10 protein-coding genes and 2 rRNA genes (1 of these 12 cut by a window edge) are annotated in these 13,750 nt (G+C 69.4%); 7 read left to right on the top strand and 5 right to left on the bottom strand.

The features are described 5' to 3' along the window. Both V1460_RS31865 and rrf read left to right on the top strand, forming a co-directional pair. Positions 1 to 978 (top strand): 23S ribosomal RNA (locus V1460_RS31865) (it extends 2,144 nt beyond the left edge of the window). A gap of 79 nt (positions 979 to 1,057) precedes the next feature. Beyond that, positions 1,058 to 1,174 (top strand): 5S ribosomal RNA (gene rrf, locus V1460_RS31860). Between the two features lie 125 nt (positions 1,175 to 1,299). On the opposite strand, the gene V1460_RS31855 is transcribed toward rrf, so the two are convergent. Genes V1460_RS31855 through V1460_RS31835 form a run of 5 tightly spaced genes read right to left on the bottom strand, consistent with a single transcriptional unit; the run spans position 1,300 to position 6,745 of the window. Further along, positions 1,300 to 2,610: a DUF58 domain-containing protein gene (locus V1460_RS31855; RefSeq protein WP_338677062.1), complete on the bottom strand. Its 1,311-nt coding sequence runs from the start codon at positions 2,608 to 2,610 to the stop codon at positions 1,300 to 1,302. Positions 2,611 to 2,621: 11 nt separating this feature from the next. Next, positions 2,622 to 3,605, bottom strand: a complete 984-nt coding sequence (locus V1460_RS31850) for a MoxR family ATPase (RefSeq protein ID WP_338677061.1) — start codon at positions 3,603 to 3,605, stop codon at positions 2,622 to 2,624. Next, positions 3,602 to 4,816 carry a DUF4350 domain-containing protein gene (locus V1460_RS31845; protein ID WP_338677060.1) on the bottom strand — a complete coding sequence of 405 codons (1,215 nt, stop codon included), beginning with the start codon at positions 4,814 to 4,816 and terminating at the stop codon, positions 3,602 to 3,604. The genes V1460_RS31850 and V1460_RS31845 overlap by 4 nt, the downstream gene beginning before the upstream one ends. Beyond that, positions 4,813 to 5,511, bottom strand: coding sequence for a DUF4129 domain-containing protein (locus V1460_RS31840; RefSeq protein WP_407077562.1), 699 nt, complete (start codon positions 5,509 to 5,511; stop codon positions 4,813 to 4,815). Before V1460_RS31840 ends, V1460_RS31845 begins: the two co-directional genes overlap by 4 nt. 4 nt (positions 5,512 to 5,515) lie before the next feature. Then, a complete protein-coding gene (locus tag V1460_RS31835; protein WP_338677058.1) occupies positions 5,516 to 6,745 on the bottom strand; it encodes a glycerophosphoryl diester phosphodiesterase membrane domain-containing protein in 1,230 nt (409 codons plus the stop codon). A gap of 194 nt (positions 6,746 to 6,939) precedes the next feature. On the opposite strand from V1460_RS31835, the gene mtnA reads away from it, so the two are divergent. The 5 genes from mtnA to V1460_RS31810 all read left to right on the top strand — a co-directional run bounded on the left by mtnA (position 6,940) and on the right by V1460_RS31810 (position 13,469). Then, complete coding sequence (mtnA, locus tag V1460_RS31830) at positions 6,940 to 8,025, top strand: S-methyl-5-thioribose-1-phosphate isomerase (RefSeq protein WP_338677057.1); 1,086 nt, start codon at positions 6,940 to 6,942, stop codon at positions 8,023 to 8,025. A 4-nt stretch (positions 8,026 to 8,029) separates the two neighbouring features. Continuing rightward, a complete protein-coding gene (gene mtrA / locus V1460_RS31825) occupies positions 8,030 to 8,719 on the top strand; it encodes a two-component system response regulator MtrA (protein WP_338677056.1) in 690 nt (229 codons plus the stop codon). Between the two features lies 1 nt (position 8,720). Beyond that, positions 8,721 to 10,769 carry an MtrAB system histidine kinase MtrB gene (gene mtrB / locus V1460_RS31820; protein ID WP_338677055.1) on the top strand — a complete coding sequence of 683 codons (2,049 nt, stop codon included), beginning with the start codon at positions 8,721 to 8,723 and terminating at the stop codon, positions 10,767 to 10,769. Continuing rightward, on the top strand, positions 10,759 to 12,588 hold the full coding sequence (locus V1460_RS31815; protein ID WP_338677054.1) for an LpqB family beta-propeller domain-containing protein: 1,830 nt from the start codon (positions 10,759 to 10,761) through the stop codon (positions 12,586 to 12,588). Before mtrB ends, V1460_RS31815 begins: the two co-directional genes overlap by 11 nt. A 71-nt stretch (positions 12,589 to 12,659) precedes the next feature. After that, positions 12,660 to 13,469, top strand: a complete 810-nt coding sequence (locus tag V1460_RS31810; RefSeq protein WP_338677053.1) for a ComF family protein — start codon at positions 12,660 to 12,662, stop codon at positions 13,467 to 13,469. Positions 13,470 to 13,750 lie beyond the last annotated feature (281 nt).

Below are 13,750 nucleotides of genomic sequence, written 5' to 3'. Positions count from 1 at the left end.
ATCCTAAGGTAGCGAAATTCCTTGTCGGGTAAGTTCCGACCTGCACGAATGGCGTAACGACTTCTCGACTGTCTCAACCATAGGCCCGGTGAAATTGCACTACGAGTAAAGATGCTCGTTTCGCGCAGCAGGACGGAAAGACCCCGGGACCTTTACTACAGTTTGATATTGGTGTTCGGTTCGGCTTGTGTAGGATAGGTGGGAGACTTTGAAGCGGCCACGCCAGTGGTTGTGGAGTCGTCGTTGAAATACCACTCTGGTCGTGCTGGATGTCTAACCTGGGTCCGTGATCCGGATCAGGGACAGTGTCTGATGGGTAGTTTAACTGGGGCGGTTGCCTCCTAAAGGGTAACGGAGGCGCCCAAAGGTTCCCTCAGCCTGGTTGGCAATCAGGTGTTGAGTGTAAGTGCACAAGGGAGCTTGACTGTGAGACCGACGGGTCGAGCAGGGACGAAAGTCGGGACTAGTGATCCGGCGGTGGCTTGTGGAAGCGCCGTCGCTCAACGGATAAAAGGTACCCCGGGGATAACAGGCTGATCTTCCCCAAGAGTCCATATCGACGGGATGGTTTGGCACCTCGATGTCGGCTCGTCGCATCCTGGGGCTGGAGTCGGTCCCAAGGGTTGGGCTGTTCGCCCATTAAAGCGGTACGCGAGCTGGGTTTAGAACGTCGTGAGACAGTTCGGTCCCTATCCGCTGTGCGCGTAGGAGTCTTGAGAAGGGCTGTCCCTAGTACGAGAGGACCGGGACGGACGAACCTCTGGTGTGCCAGTTGTCCTGCCAAGGGCATGGCTGGTTGGCTACGTTCGGGAGGGATAACCGCTGAAAGCATCTAAGCGGGAAGCCTGCTTCGAGATGAGGACTCCCACCCACTTGATGGGGTAAGGCTCCCAGTAGACGACTGGGTTGATAGGCCGGATATGGAAGCACGGTAACGTGTGGAGTTGACCGGTACTAATAGGCCGAGGGCTTGTCCTCAGTTGCTCGCGTCCACTGTGTTAGTTCTGAAGTAACGAACAGGCTGTTTGCTGGTTTGTGTTGGATATCTTCATAGTGTTTCGGTGGTCATAGCGTTAGGGAAACGCCCGGTTACATTCCGAACCCGGAAGCTAAGCCTTTCAGCGCCGATGGTACTGCAGGGGGGACCCTGTGGGAGAGTAGGACACCGCCGAACAATCTTTGGGAAGAGCCCCGTACCGGGAACGGTACGGGGCTCTTCTGCATTTCCAGGCAAGTTCGGCAACGAAGGCTCAAGGCCTCCACGACGGGGGCCTTGGACCTTCCCGGCGCCGGTTTCTGTCAGAGGCGGCCCGCCGCCTTCAGAGCGAGATAAGCGTCTGCGAGTGCGGGAGCAAGGTCGTCAGGAGTCGTGTCCACGACTGTGACGCCATGCCGGCGCAGTTGTTCCGCGGTACGCCTGCGCTGTGCCAGTGCCTGTGCGCCGGAGGCGGCGTCATACACGGCGTCGATTGTGCCCCTGCCACCGACCATCGTTTGGACATGGGGGTCTGACACCGAGGCAAGCAGGACGGAGTGGCGCTGGGTGAGCTGAGGCAGCACCGGCAGGAGGCCCTCCTCGATCGGGGCGGCGTCGAGACCCGTCACCAGGACGATGAGCGAGCCGCGCGGGGAATGGCGGAGCGCGACAGCGCTGAGGCCGCGTGCATCCGTCTCCACGAGTTCGGGTTCGAGCGGTGCGAGGGCATTGACCATCGCGGGGAGGACTTCCCCGGCCGCGCGGCCCTGGACGTGGGCACGGACGCGGCGGTCATAGGCCAGCAGATCCACCCGGTCCCCTGCCCGGGTGGCGAGTGCGGCGAGGAGCAATGCGGCGTCCATGGCGGCGTCCAGACGGGGCACATCGCCTACTCGCCCCGCCGAGGTGCGTCCGGTGTCGAGCACGAGGAGGATATGGCGGTCACGCTCCGGCCGCCAGGTACGAACGGCGACAGTGTGCTGCCTGGCGGTGGCACGCCAGTCGATCGAGCGGGTGTCGTCGCCGGGGACGTACTCACGGAGGCTGTCGAACTCGGTGCCTTCACCGCGAGTGAGCACGCTGGTGCGACCGTCCAACTCGCGTAGCCGAGCCAGGCGCGACGGCAGGTGCTTGCGGCTGGTGAACGGCGGCAGCACCCGTACCGACCAGGGCACCTCATGGTTCCCCTGGCGTGCCGCGAGGCCGAGTGGCCCGTAGGAGCGGACGGTGACGCGGGCCGCGTGACGGTCCCCGCGTCGTGTGGGGCGCAGGATCGTGGAGATTCGGCGTCGCTCACCGGCCGGGATCGTGATCTTGTGTCGGGAGGCGGCCTGCTCCGTGCCGGGCAGCCAGGTGCTGGGCGGCCAGGCGTCGCGCAGGTCGGCGCGAAGTGGACGGCCGGATGGGTTGGTGACGGTGAGCTGGACTTCAGCGCTCTCGCCGAGTCGAACTGACGTATCACCACTTCGAGTGAACTGGAGCTTTCGCACTGGTGCGGCCAGGGCGTAGTCGCACAGAATTGCTACACAGAGCGGAGCATCCACCGCCAGGATGCCGGCCCAGCTGGGTGCCAGTACCCCGACCGGGATGGCTCCGAGCGCGGCGAGTAGAGCGGTTCTTCCGGTGAGGGCCATGGTGCGGCGCCTCAGCGGGGAACGGGGACGTGGGAGAGGATCGCGGAGATGACGGAGTCAGCGGTGACTCCCTCCATCTCCGCCTCGGGACGCAACTGAATGCGGTGTCGGAGAGTGGGAAGGGCGAGCGCCTTCACATCGTCCGGGGTCACATAGTCCCTGCCGGTGAGCCAGGCCCAGGCTCGGGCGGTGGAGAGCAGAGCGGTGGCTCCACGAGGAGAGACACCAAGGGTGAGCGAGGGGGATTCGCGGGTGGCACGACAGATATCGACGACATAGCCGGCGATCTCGGGGGACACCGAGGTCTTCGCGACCGCGGCGCGGGCCGCAGCGAGGTCGGCGGGCCCGGCGACGGGACGAATTCCCGCGGCCTGGAGGTCACGTGGGTTGAAGCCGTCAGCGTGCCGGGAGAGGACGTTGATCTCCTCTTGGCGTGTGGGCAGCGGCACGGTCAGCTTCAGGAGGAAGCGGTCCAGCTGGGCTTCGGGGAGAGGGTAGGTGCCTTCGTACTCGACAGGGTTCTGGGTCGCCGCGACGAGGAACGGTTCGGGGAGCGGGCGCGAAGTGCCGTCTACCGTGACCTGGCGTTCCTCCATGGCTTCGAGCAGCGACGACTGGGTCTTCGGTGGCGTCCGATTGATCTCGTCGGCGAGCAGCAGGTTGGTGAACACAGGGCCGGGCTGGAAGGAGAACTCTGCGGTTCGTGCGTCGTAGACCAGCGAGCCGGTGATGTCGCTGGGCATCAGATCGGGTGTGAACTGGACACGCTTGGTGTCGAGTTCGAGGGACGCGGCGAGAGCGCGGACCAGGAGGGTCTTGGCGACGCCGGGGACTCCTTCGAGCAGCACATGACCGCGGCAGAGCAGGGCGACGACGAGTCCGGTCACTGCGGAGTCCTGGCCGACCACGGCCTTCGCGATCTCGGTTCGCAGCGCTTCCAGGGAGGCGCGTGCGCTGTCCGATTTCTCTGCGGTCTCGGGGGTCGGGGCGCTCATGAGGTGCGTACCTCTCTTTCGATGGCGTCGAGTTGGTCTGCCAGGCGGATCAGAGCTGCGTCATCGTCGGGAACCGGACCGAAGAGCAGGACCCTGAGGTCCCGGTCTGCGGCGGGGAGATGCGCGGACACGGCGGGGAGGAGGATTTCCGGCGAATGTGCGTCCAGCGGGGCGATGCCGAGCATCGGGGCGAGACGTGAACGCGTGGCCGAACGGAGCGTGGCGGCGGCTCTGTCGCGGGCATTGATCCTGCGGTAGAGGCGGGCGCGGCCTTCGGTCGACTCGGAGGCGCGGATGGCGACGGGCAGGTGTTCCGTCACCAGTGGTCCGAGCCGGCGGGCTCGCCAGACGGCGGCGAGCAGTGCGGCGATCAGGAGTTGGAGGGTGCCCCACAGCCAGCCGGCGGGGATCAGATCGGCGAGGGTGCTCGCCCCGGACTCGTCCCCGCCGCCGTCGACGGGGGATTCATCAGTGAGTGAAGGGAGGTACCAGACGAGATGGGGCCGGGACCCTAGGAGTTGGAGTGCGAGGGAGGCGTTGCCTTCTTCGCCGAGGCGCTCGTTGTAGAGGATGTCGGGAGAGCCCAGGAGGACGGTGTCACCGCCGCCAGCCTCCTTGATCGTGAGCAGGCTCGGCAGTCCGTCGCTGAGGTAGCAGGCGTCGGTGCTCGGAAGGCCATCCGTCGCGTAGCGCTCGCCGCCGATGTCCACCTTCCCGGCGCGCTGGGCGGCGGGAAGGGTGCACTGCGGGCTGCGGGCGGTGACGGAGATCTGGGCTTCGGCCCGAACGTCGGGTGCGAGAGCGGCCACCGAGTCGGTCCCGGCGGCGACCAGTACGGTGCGGCCTGCCGAGAGTGCCATGGACGCGCGCAGCGACTTCTGCTGATGCTTCGTCAGCAGGTTGGGTGTGGCCACCAGGAGTGTCGTGTCGGGACCGGTGGCGTCGGCTGCTTCGCCGAGCGTGGTGACCACGTGGGTCTCGACCCCCCGCTGCTTGAGCAGTTCGGCTACGGCCCGGCTCCCGGCGCGGTCCGCGGAGCGGGGGTCGAGACGGCCGTGCTGGTCGCCGGAGCGCAGGGCGGCGAGCGCGATTCCAGCCGAGACAAGGATGACGAGGACGATCAGCACACCCCGTGTTCGGGTCCAGATCTGGCGCGTGCCGAGGGCGGTGGAGGTGTCGGCCGGGGCAACACCGGTTGCCGTGGTCCTCATCGGGCCGCTCCCCGGCCGACCGTGCTGAGCCGGGGCTTGGTGAGCTCCAGTCGGTTGTCCAGTTCCTTGAAGCGTAGATAGGCATGTTGGTCGGCGGAACGGCCGCCGTACGCGATGTCGTCGAAGGTCCTCGCTGCGGAGCGGAGTGCGTCGGAGAGGTCGGGCAGAGGCACTCCGGCCTCTGCGGCAGCCTCATCGGCGGTGCGTCCCGGGCGGGGATCGAGCAGGGCACGCTCCTCCAGTGCGCGGACGATCGCCCGCATCCGCTCCTGGACGGCTTGGTCGAAGCGGCCTGCTGCGGCGTGCTCCTCGGCGGTTGCCCGGTGCTGGGCGGCGCTGCGGGGGCCCTCATGGAACAGCGCCGCACCGGAGGCAGGGCTGCGCCGGGGAGTGCCCAGCCGCCACCAGAGGCCGACGGCCAGGGCGATGACGATCAGCACGATCACGGCAAGTCCGACCGCTCCGCCTGGAGTCACCCCGGCCGCGCTGCCGAAGACGCCGTCGACCCACTCCCAGAAACGATCGAGACCGCGCTGGAGCAGGTTCGGGTCGTTCTGGTGGTACATCGGCTTGGACAGTTCCCGCTCGGCGGCCTCCCGGGCGGGGCCGCGGGGGATGTCCACCGGTGGGTCCGTGCCGTCGTCCGCGCGGATCAGCAGCAGCCGCGCCGCGATGGTTCCCCCCATGACGGACACGTCGTCAGCCCCCAGCGGAGGTGTCGCCGGGGGTCGGCGTGCCGTAACCGGGGATGCCGGCCGCCCGGGCCAGTTCCAGGTCGAGCGCCTCGCGGCGGATGCGCTGGTCCACGTAGAGGAGGACCGTGACTCCGGCCGAGATCGGGTAGGTGATGGCGGAGGCGATCACCGCGCCGATCCCGGTGATGATCAGGAACGGCCAGCCGAATTCAGGGGCCGTGCCGTTGAGCAGGGAGCCCAGACCGCTTCCGTCGGCGATGAAGGCGAGCAGGGTGAACGGAATCGAGATGATCATCGAGACGATGAAGGTGAGCGCCAGTACCAGCACCAGAATGCCGAAGATCCTCCACCAGGCGCCGTGGACCAGCTTGGCGGAGCGGCGCATGGAGTTCAGGATTCCCCGCCGTTCCAGCATCAGCGCGGGCGAGGCAAGGGCGAAGCGGACCCAGAGCCAGATGGTGACGAGCACACCGGCGAGGACGCCCAGCACTCGCAGGGCGGCGGAATCGAGGAGCAGTCCGGGGAGGATTCCCACGGTGATGGCGCCCGCGCAGATCAGCACGATCAGCACGGTCAGGCCCAGGAGTTGGAGCAACCGCGGTCGGGCCTCGGCCCAGGCGTCGCCGAGGTCGACCGGACGGCCCAGCACTGAGCGGCTGATCACCACGGTCAGCAGCGCCGTGATGACGAGGGCCGTGATCAGCCCGATACCCAGGGCCGGGAGCGAGGCGATCAGGCTCGACTGGGTGGATTCGACGACCTGGTTGAGGGCTTCCTCCGGGGTCGCGTCCGGATCGGGAGCCGGGGCCGCCGGAACCAGGTAGCGCTGGATGAGGATGTCGGCGATCTGGGTGATGACGGACAGCGTGATCGTGATGCCCAGGACGGTCCGCCAGTGCGCGCGCAGTGTCGACACCGCGCCGTCGAGGATCTCGCCGACACCGAGGGGCCGCAGCGGGATCACTCCGGGCTTCGCGGCGGGCGGTGCTCCCCAGTCGCCCTGCTTCGGCGCGCCGCCCCAGCCGCCGGGGCCGGGCTGAGTGCCCCAGCCGGGCTGCACCGGGGGTTCGGACCCGCCGCCCGGGCTTGCGGGCGGGGTCCACTCACCGGGCGGCGGCTGCTGCTCGGACCACTTCGAGGCGGGATCGTCCGTGCCGGTGGGTCGCTGCACTCCGGAGTCCTGGCCGTCGGCGGGCACGGATCCGGGCGCTGCCCAGCCCGGAGTGTCGTTCACAGTCGTCCACCTCGTGGGGTGCTCATGCGGCCGACTCGTCGAGCCGCTGTTGTCCTGATGCCCGTCCGTCCGCTTGACGGAAGGCCGGCGGCCATCGTCCCACGCGGCGCTCGCAGCCTGACCGGGCCCTGGATCATCCTTGTCGCCTTTGTTACCGCCTTCACTGTGCGTGCAGTAGCGGGCAGACTGGGCGAATGGCTGATCAGCACATTCAGGCACCTGACAGTGCCCGGACCCCGCCGCCGTCACTGCGGTGGGACGAGCACCCTGACGGGCCCCTACTGGTCCTACTCGATCAGACCAGGCTGCCGGCCGAGGAGGTCGAGCTGGTCTGCGGGGATGTGCCGGCGCTGGTGCGAGCGATCCGGACGCTCGCCGTGCGCGGGGCCCCGCTGCTCGGTATCGCGGGCGCGTACGGGGTCGCCCTGGCGGCGGCGCGCGGCGACGACGTCGATATGTCGGCTGCCGCGCTGGAAGGTGCGCGGCCCACCGCGGTGAACCTCGGCTACGGCGTGCGGCGGGCGGTCGCGGCCCACAAGGGCGCGGTCGGCGTCGGCGCCGGCGGGCAGGAGGCGGCAGCCGCCGCGCTTGCCGCGGCCAGGGCGCTGCACCGCGAAGACATCGAGGCCAGCGAGCGAATGGCGCGGCAGGGTCTTGTCCTGCTGGATGAGCTGCTCCCGGCCGGTGACCATCGCGTGCTGACGCACTGCAACACGGGTCGGCTGGTCTCGGGCGGTGAGGGAACGGCGTTCGCGGTCGCTCTCGCCGCGCACCGCGCGGGGCGGCTGCGCACGCTGTGGGTGGACGAGACCCGTCCGCTGCTCCAGGGCGCCCGGCTCACAGCCTACGAGGCCGACGGGCATGGCATGCCCTATCGGTTGCTCGCGGACAACGCGGCGGGATCGCTGTTCGCGGCGGGGCAGGTGGACGCGGTGCTGATCGGCGCGGACCGGATCGCCGTCGACGGCTCCGTGGCGAACAAGGTGGGGAGCTATCCCCTGGCGGTGCTGGCCAAGTACCACCACGTGCCGTTCATCGTGGTGGCACCGACCACCACGGTGGATCTGGGTACCCCGGATGGTGCGTCGATAGAGGTGGAGCAGAGGTCGGGACAGGAGGTGTCGGGCATGTACGCGCCGTCTGCCTACAATCCTGCGTTCGATGTCACACCGGCCGAGTTGGTGACTGCGGTCGTTACGGAGGAAGGGGTCGCATCCCCGGTCACAGGAGCCCGGCTGGCGGAGCTGTGTGCCAGGTCACGCCAGGTCTCGGTGAGCTAATGGGATGATGTCGAATATGAAGGGACGCGTCCTTGTCGTCGACGACGACACCGCACTGGCCGAGATGCTCGGCATCGTGCTGCGTGGTGAAGGGTTCGAGCCGTCGTTCGTAGCGGACGGCGACAAGGCCCTCGCCGCTTTCCGCGAGGCCAAGCCGGACCTCGTGCTGCTCGACCTCATGCTGCCCGGTAGGGACGGCATCGAGGTGTGCCGGCTGATCAGGGCCGAGTCGGGTGTACCCATTGTCATGCTCACGGCCAAGAGTGACACCGTGGACGTGGTCGTCGGACTGGAGTCCGGCGCTGACGACTACATCGTGAAGCCTTTCAAGCCGAAGGAGCTCGTTGCCCGTATCAGGGCGCGGCTGCGCAGGTCGGAGGAGCCGGCTCCCGAGCAGCTCACCATCGGCGACCTGGTCATCGATGTGGCGGGCCACTCCGTGAAGCGGGACGGGCAGTCGATCGCGCTGACCCCGCTGGAGTTCGATCTGCTGGTCGCGCTGGCCCGCAAGCCGTGGCAGGTGTTCACCCGAGAGGTGCTGCTCGAGCAGGTGTGGGGCTACCGCCATGCCGCCGACACCAGGCTGGTGAACGTGCACGTGCAGCGGCTGCGCTCCAAGGTCGAGAGGGACCCCGAGCGTCCGGAGATCGTGGTGACCGTCCGCGGCGTCGGTTACAAGGCAGGACCGAGCTGACATGACCGTGGGCAGCACTGCTCCGAAACCCGGGGGGCCGGGAGTCCGTACGGGGCGGGCTGCCGAACCGGGTCGTGGCCCTTCGCGCGTAGGCAGGGTGTTCCAGGACGGGGCTCCGGGTGGACCGGTGCTCCGGCTCGCCATGCGCTGGATCCGTCGTCCGCTGCTGCCGGCCGTTCGGCTGTGGCGGCGGAACATCCAGCTGCGTGTGGTGGCCAGCACCCTGCTCATGTCGATCGGAGTGGTGCTGCTGCTCGGCCTCGTCGTCATCGGCCAGGTCCGCAACGGGCTCCTCGACGCGAAGGAACTGGCGGCGCAAAGCCAGGCCGCGGGTGGCTTCACCGCTGCCCAGGACAAGGCCAGCGGCCCGGTGGCGCTCGGCGGTTCCGAAGGCGACGCCACCGACGGCATGCCCGGCCGGGCCGCGGTGAACTGGCGGTCCGAGTTGGTGAAGCAGCTGGCCAGCGGCGGCCAGGGCGCCTACCACGTGGTGGCGCTCAGCCCCGACTCAGGCGCCGCGGGCACCAACCGCGGGCCCCGCGCGTCCGGCAACGTCGACGTCACCAGCATCCCGCAGGACCTGCGGGACTCCGTCGCGCAGGGCACGGGCACGTTCCAGACGTACATCAACATCGCCTACTCGTCCCAGCGGGCGCCGGAGGCCGGTCTGGTCGTCGGCAAGCGCCTCAACGACGTCGCCGGCAACGCCTACGAGCTGTACTACCTCTTCCCGCTGACCCAGGAGGACGAGTCGCTCAGTCTCGTCAAGGGGACGCTCGCGACGGCGGGACTGTTCGTGGTGGTACTGCTCGGCGCGATCGCGTGGCTGGTGGTGCGCCAGGTCGTGACGCCCGTGCGGATGGCCGCGGGGATCGCCGAGCGGCTCTCCGCAGGGCGTCTGCAAGAGCGGATGAAGGTCTCGGGCGAGGACGACATCGCCAGGCTCGGCGAGGCCTTCAACAAGATGGCGCAGAGCCTCCAGCACAAGATCCAGCAGCTGGAGGACCTGTCCCGGATGCAGCGCCGGTTCGTCTCCGACGTTTCGCACGAGCTGCGCACCCCGCTGACCACCGTGCGGATGGCGGCGGACGTCATCCACGAGGCCCGGAGCGACTTCGACCCGGTGACGGCCCGGTCGGCGGAGCTGCTGGGGGACCAGCTGGACCGCTTCGAGTCGCTGCTCTCGGACCTGCTGGAGATCAGCCGTTTCGACGCGGGCGCCGCGGCTCTGGAGGCCGAGCCGATAGACCTCCGCGAGGTGGTGCGCCGGGTCATCGGCGGCGCCGAGCCGCTGGCCGAGCGCAAGGGCACCCGTATCCGCGTCGTCGGCGACGAGCAGCCCGTGGTCGCGGAGATCGACTCCCGGCGCATCGAGCGCGTCCTGCGCAATCTGGTCGTCAACGCCGTGGAGCATGGCGAGGGCCGCGATGTGGTCGTGCGGCTGGCAGCCGCGGGTGGAGCGGTCTCCGTGGCTGTACGGGACTACGGGGTGGGCCTGAAGCCGGGCGAGGCGACCCGTGTGTTCAACCGCTTCTGGCGGGCCGACCCGGCCCGGGCGCGGACCACCGGCGGTACGGGTCTCGGCCTGTCCATCGCCGTCGAGGACGCACGGCTGCACGGCGGCTGGCTCCAGGCCTGGGGCGAGCCGGGTGGTGGCTCGCAGTTCCGCCTCACCCTGCCGCGTACCGCGGACGAGCCGCTGCGCGGTTCGCCGATACCCCTGGAGCCGGAGGACTCCCGGCGTGCCCGGCAGAGCGGCCCCGGTACGGGAAGCGCGGAGAACGCCGTGCGGCTGGCGACGGTGCCGTCGCAGCCCGGCACCGGCCGTTCGCCGATATCGATGGCCGCCCGGGCGCCACTGACGCCCCCGCGAGCCCCGCTGCCGACGCCGGTGGACCCCGCGGCCCTGCCTGGCAGCGGTGCCCGGGTCGTGGCGCGCCAGCCGGGCCGGACCGGCCGGAGTGGCCAGGCGGGCACGCCTGGGCGTACGAGTGACGGCGACGGTGCCGCACGGATCCCGGAGGGGGAGGACTCGACTCGTGGGCGCTGAGCGTCGCCGTCACGGCCGAGCGCGCGTGATGCGGTCCGCCGCGCTGCCCACCTGTGCGGCACTGCTGCTGGGTGGGTGTGCGTCGATGCCGGACAGTGGGGATGTCGAGCAGGTGAAAGCCACCCAGGGCGCGGACTCGCAGGTGCGGGTGCTCGCGGTGGCCCCCCGCGAGGGTGCCGAGCCCGGGGAGATCGTCGACGGCTTTCTCGAAGCCATGACGAGTGACGATCCGAGCTTCGCGACGGCACGCAAGTACTTGACCAAGCGGGCCGCCAAGGAGTGGAAGCCGCAGGAGCAGACCACGGTGCTGACCGAGGCCCCCGAGTGGGACCTCGACGTGGAGAAGGACGCGCCCGACCGCACGTACAACCTCCGCGGCGAGCAGATCGCCACGGTGGACCGGGGCGCGTACGCGGCGGTGCCGTCGACCCAGTACAACGGCTCGCTGCGGCTCGTCCAGGAGAGTGCGCCGGACGGCAAGGGCAAGGAGTGGCGCATCGACTACGCCCCGGGCGGTCTGCTGCTCGGGGAGAGCGACTTCCAGCGCAACTACGGTTCCGTCAACCGTTACTACTACACATCCGGTGAGAAGTCGGTGGTCGCGGACCCGGTGTACATCCGGCAGCGGCAGGACCCGGTCACCCGGATGGACCCGGTCGCGCAGACCGTGTCGTCCCTCTTCGACGGGCCGACGACCTGGCTCAGGCCGGTGGTCACCTCGCCCTTCCCCAAGGGCACCGCGCTCAAGGCGGGCACCACGACCCTGACGCCGGACGACCAGAACGTCCTGCGGCTGCCGCTCAACGAGAAGGCCTCCCACGTGGGGCGCACGGCCTGCCACAACATGGCCTCCCTGGTACTGCTCACCCTGCGTGGTCTGACCTCTCCACGAGTCGATCAGGTGCAGTTGCAGCGGTCCGACGGCGGCACTCTGTGCGTGCTCAGCGCCGCTCAGGCGGAGCGGCAACCGCCGGTGCTCCGGGCGGACAACGTGTACTTCGTCGACGATGCCGGTCGGATGGCCGTCACCGCGCCTACGGGGACCCTCGATCAGTTCACGGCGGTGCGCGGCCCGTTCGGCACAGGCGAGCTGCACATAGGCAGCCTCGCGGTCGCCCGCAACGAGGAGCGTGCCGCGGCCGTGTCCCAGGACGGCCAGTACCTCTACGCCGCCTCGATCATCTCCGACGAGAAGCTCGGGGCCCCTCTGGCGAGCAGTACCGGCGCACGGCCGGAGGACCGGCTGTCGGCACCGAGCTGGGACCGCGGCGATCTGTGGGTGGCCGACCGGAACCCCGCAGGGCCGCGACTGCTGCGTTTCGCGGGCGGCCGGGGAGCGCCGCAGGAGGTGAGCGTCGCCACGCTCGACGGCGCCCGGATCGAGTCGCTGAAACTGGCCTCCGACGGGGTGCGGATAGCGCTGCTGCTCACGAAGGACGGCAAGAGCTCCCTGAAGATCGGCCGGGTCGAGCGCAGGGAGAACGCGGACGGCACCACCGCGTTCTCCGTGACCGACCTGCAGTCGGCGGCGCCTCGGCTCGAGGGCGTGACCGCGGTGTCGTGGGCGGGGCCGAGCAGGCTTGTGGTGGTGGGCAAGGAGACGCGGGGCGTTCAGCAGGTGCGCTACATCGCCACGGACGGTTCACTGTCACCGGCCGGGGGCGTGCCAGGGCTGAACAAGGTGTCCGCCATCGCCGCGAGTGACGACGAGGAGCAGCCGCTGGTGGCGGTCTCCGATGACGGACTGGTGCGGCTGGCGCCGTCCGCGAACTGGCAGACGTTGATCGACAAGGGCTCTTTGCCGGTCTATCCCGGGTAGTGCGCCGCGGAGCCCCGCGTAGTTGTCCACAGGGGTGGCGGGGCGCTCCCCGCCGCGGGACAGTGGACGCCATGCGGGGCTGGTGGCAGGAGATCGCCGGGCTGGTGCTGCCGGTGGCCTGCCCCGGCTGCGGGCGTCCTCGTACGACGCTGTGCGAGGAGTGCGTCGTGGCGCTGACCGGCAGGGAGCCGCAGCGAGTGCGGCCGTGTCCGGAGCCGGTTGGGCTGCCCGCGGTGTTCGCGGCGGCCGGGTACGAGGGCGCCGTGCGGGCTCTTCTGCTGGCGCACAAGGAGCGGGGTGCGCTGGGGCTGGCCGGACTGCTCGGTGGGGCGCTGTCGGGCGCGGTGGCGGCAGCGCTGGCCCAGGTACCGGACCGGGTGCCCGGAGAGTCGGGTTCCGTGCTTCTGGTGCCTGTCCCGTCGGCTCGGCACGCGGTGCGGGCACGCGGACAGGACGCGGCACGCCGTGTCGCGGCGGCGGCCGCGTGTGCACTGCGTCATGGAGGGGTCCCGGCTCGGGTGCTTCCGGTGTTGCGGCAGTGCCGACCGGTGGCGGATCAGTCGGGCCTCACAGCTCGCCTGAGGCTGGCGAACATGGCCGGTGCTCTGGGGGTGGTCCCCGGCGCTGAGCGGCTGCTGGAAGGCCGCACAGCCGTGCTGGTGGACGATCTCGTGACGACGGGTGCCTCGCTGGCCGAGGCGGCGCGGGCGTTGCGTGCCGCGCGGCGCCGCGACTCCGCCACATCGGCCGTACCGCCCGGGCCTGTCGCCGTCGTCGCGGCGGTCGTGGCGGCACCGGTCGCGGCGTTCACCGGCTCGCGCGGGGAAGCGGGACACCGATTCGCGGAACCCACTCGATGGCCTGGACGTTGCAGCCAGTGACGAGCGGGAAGATCTGATCGTATGTACGCGCTGGTAGCGGGTGCCGACCACGGTCGGGGCGAGCTATGTTCGGGGGAAGAGGACTGGTGAACCCTGGTCTCCTTCGAATGGACGGCCGAGTTGCGGCCGGGTGTTCGTGGCGAGAACGCGAACCTCGAAATTGGTGGGGTGGAGATCTTCCCGATGGGGGAGGAGGAGGTGAAAGTCACCAAGTCCGAGGCTCCGGTGCAGACCGGAGCCTGGTGCAAGAGGGAGACGCTCCGCAGCGCAAGCGGAGCTAT

It is taken from the genome of Streptomyces sp. SCSIO 30461 (assembly GCF_037023745.1).
In the GTDB taxonomy this organism is placed as follows: Bacteria; Actinomycetota; Actinomycetes; order Streptomycetales; family Streptomycetaceae; genus Streptomyces.
Note: the sequence above shows the minus strand (reverse complement) of the source record. Positions and strands in the feature narration are given on the sequence as shown.

Coding starts and splice junctions, on each gene's coding strand:
- V1460_RS31855 (WP_338677062.1), bottom strand. CDS start 2,610: ATGGCCCTCACCGGAAGAACCGCTCTACTCGCCGCGCTCGGAGCCATC.
- V1460_RS31850 (WP_338677061.1), bottom strand. CDS start 3,605: ATGAGCGCCCCGACCCCCGAGACCGCAGAGAAATCGGACAGCGCACGC.
- V1460_RS31845 (WP_338677060.1), bottom strand. CDS start 4,816: ATGAGGACCACGGCAACCGGTGTTGCCCCGGCCGACACCTCCACCGCC.
- mtnA (WP_338677057.1), top strand. CDS start 6,940: ATGGCTGATCAGCACATTCAGGCACCTGACAGTGCCCGGACCCCGCCG.
- mtrA (WP_338677056.1), top strand. CDS start 8,030: ATGATGTCGAATATGAAGGGACGCGTCCTTGTCGTCGACGACGACACC.
- mtrB (WP_338677055.1), top strand. CDS start 8,721: ATGACCGTGGGCAGCACTGCTCCGAAACCCGGGGGGCCGGGAGTCCGT.
- V1460_RS31810 (WP_338677053.1), top strand. CDS start 12,660: ATGCGGGGCTGGTGGCAGGAGATCGCCGGGCTGGTGCTGCCGGTGGCC.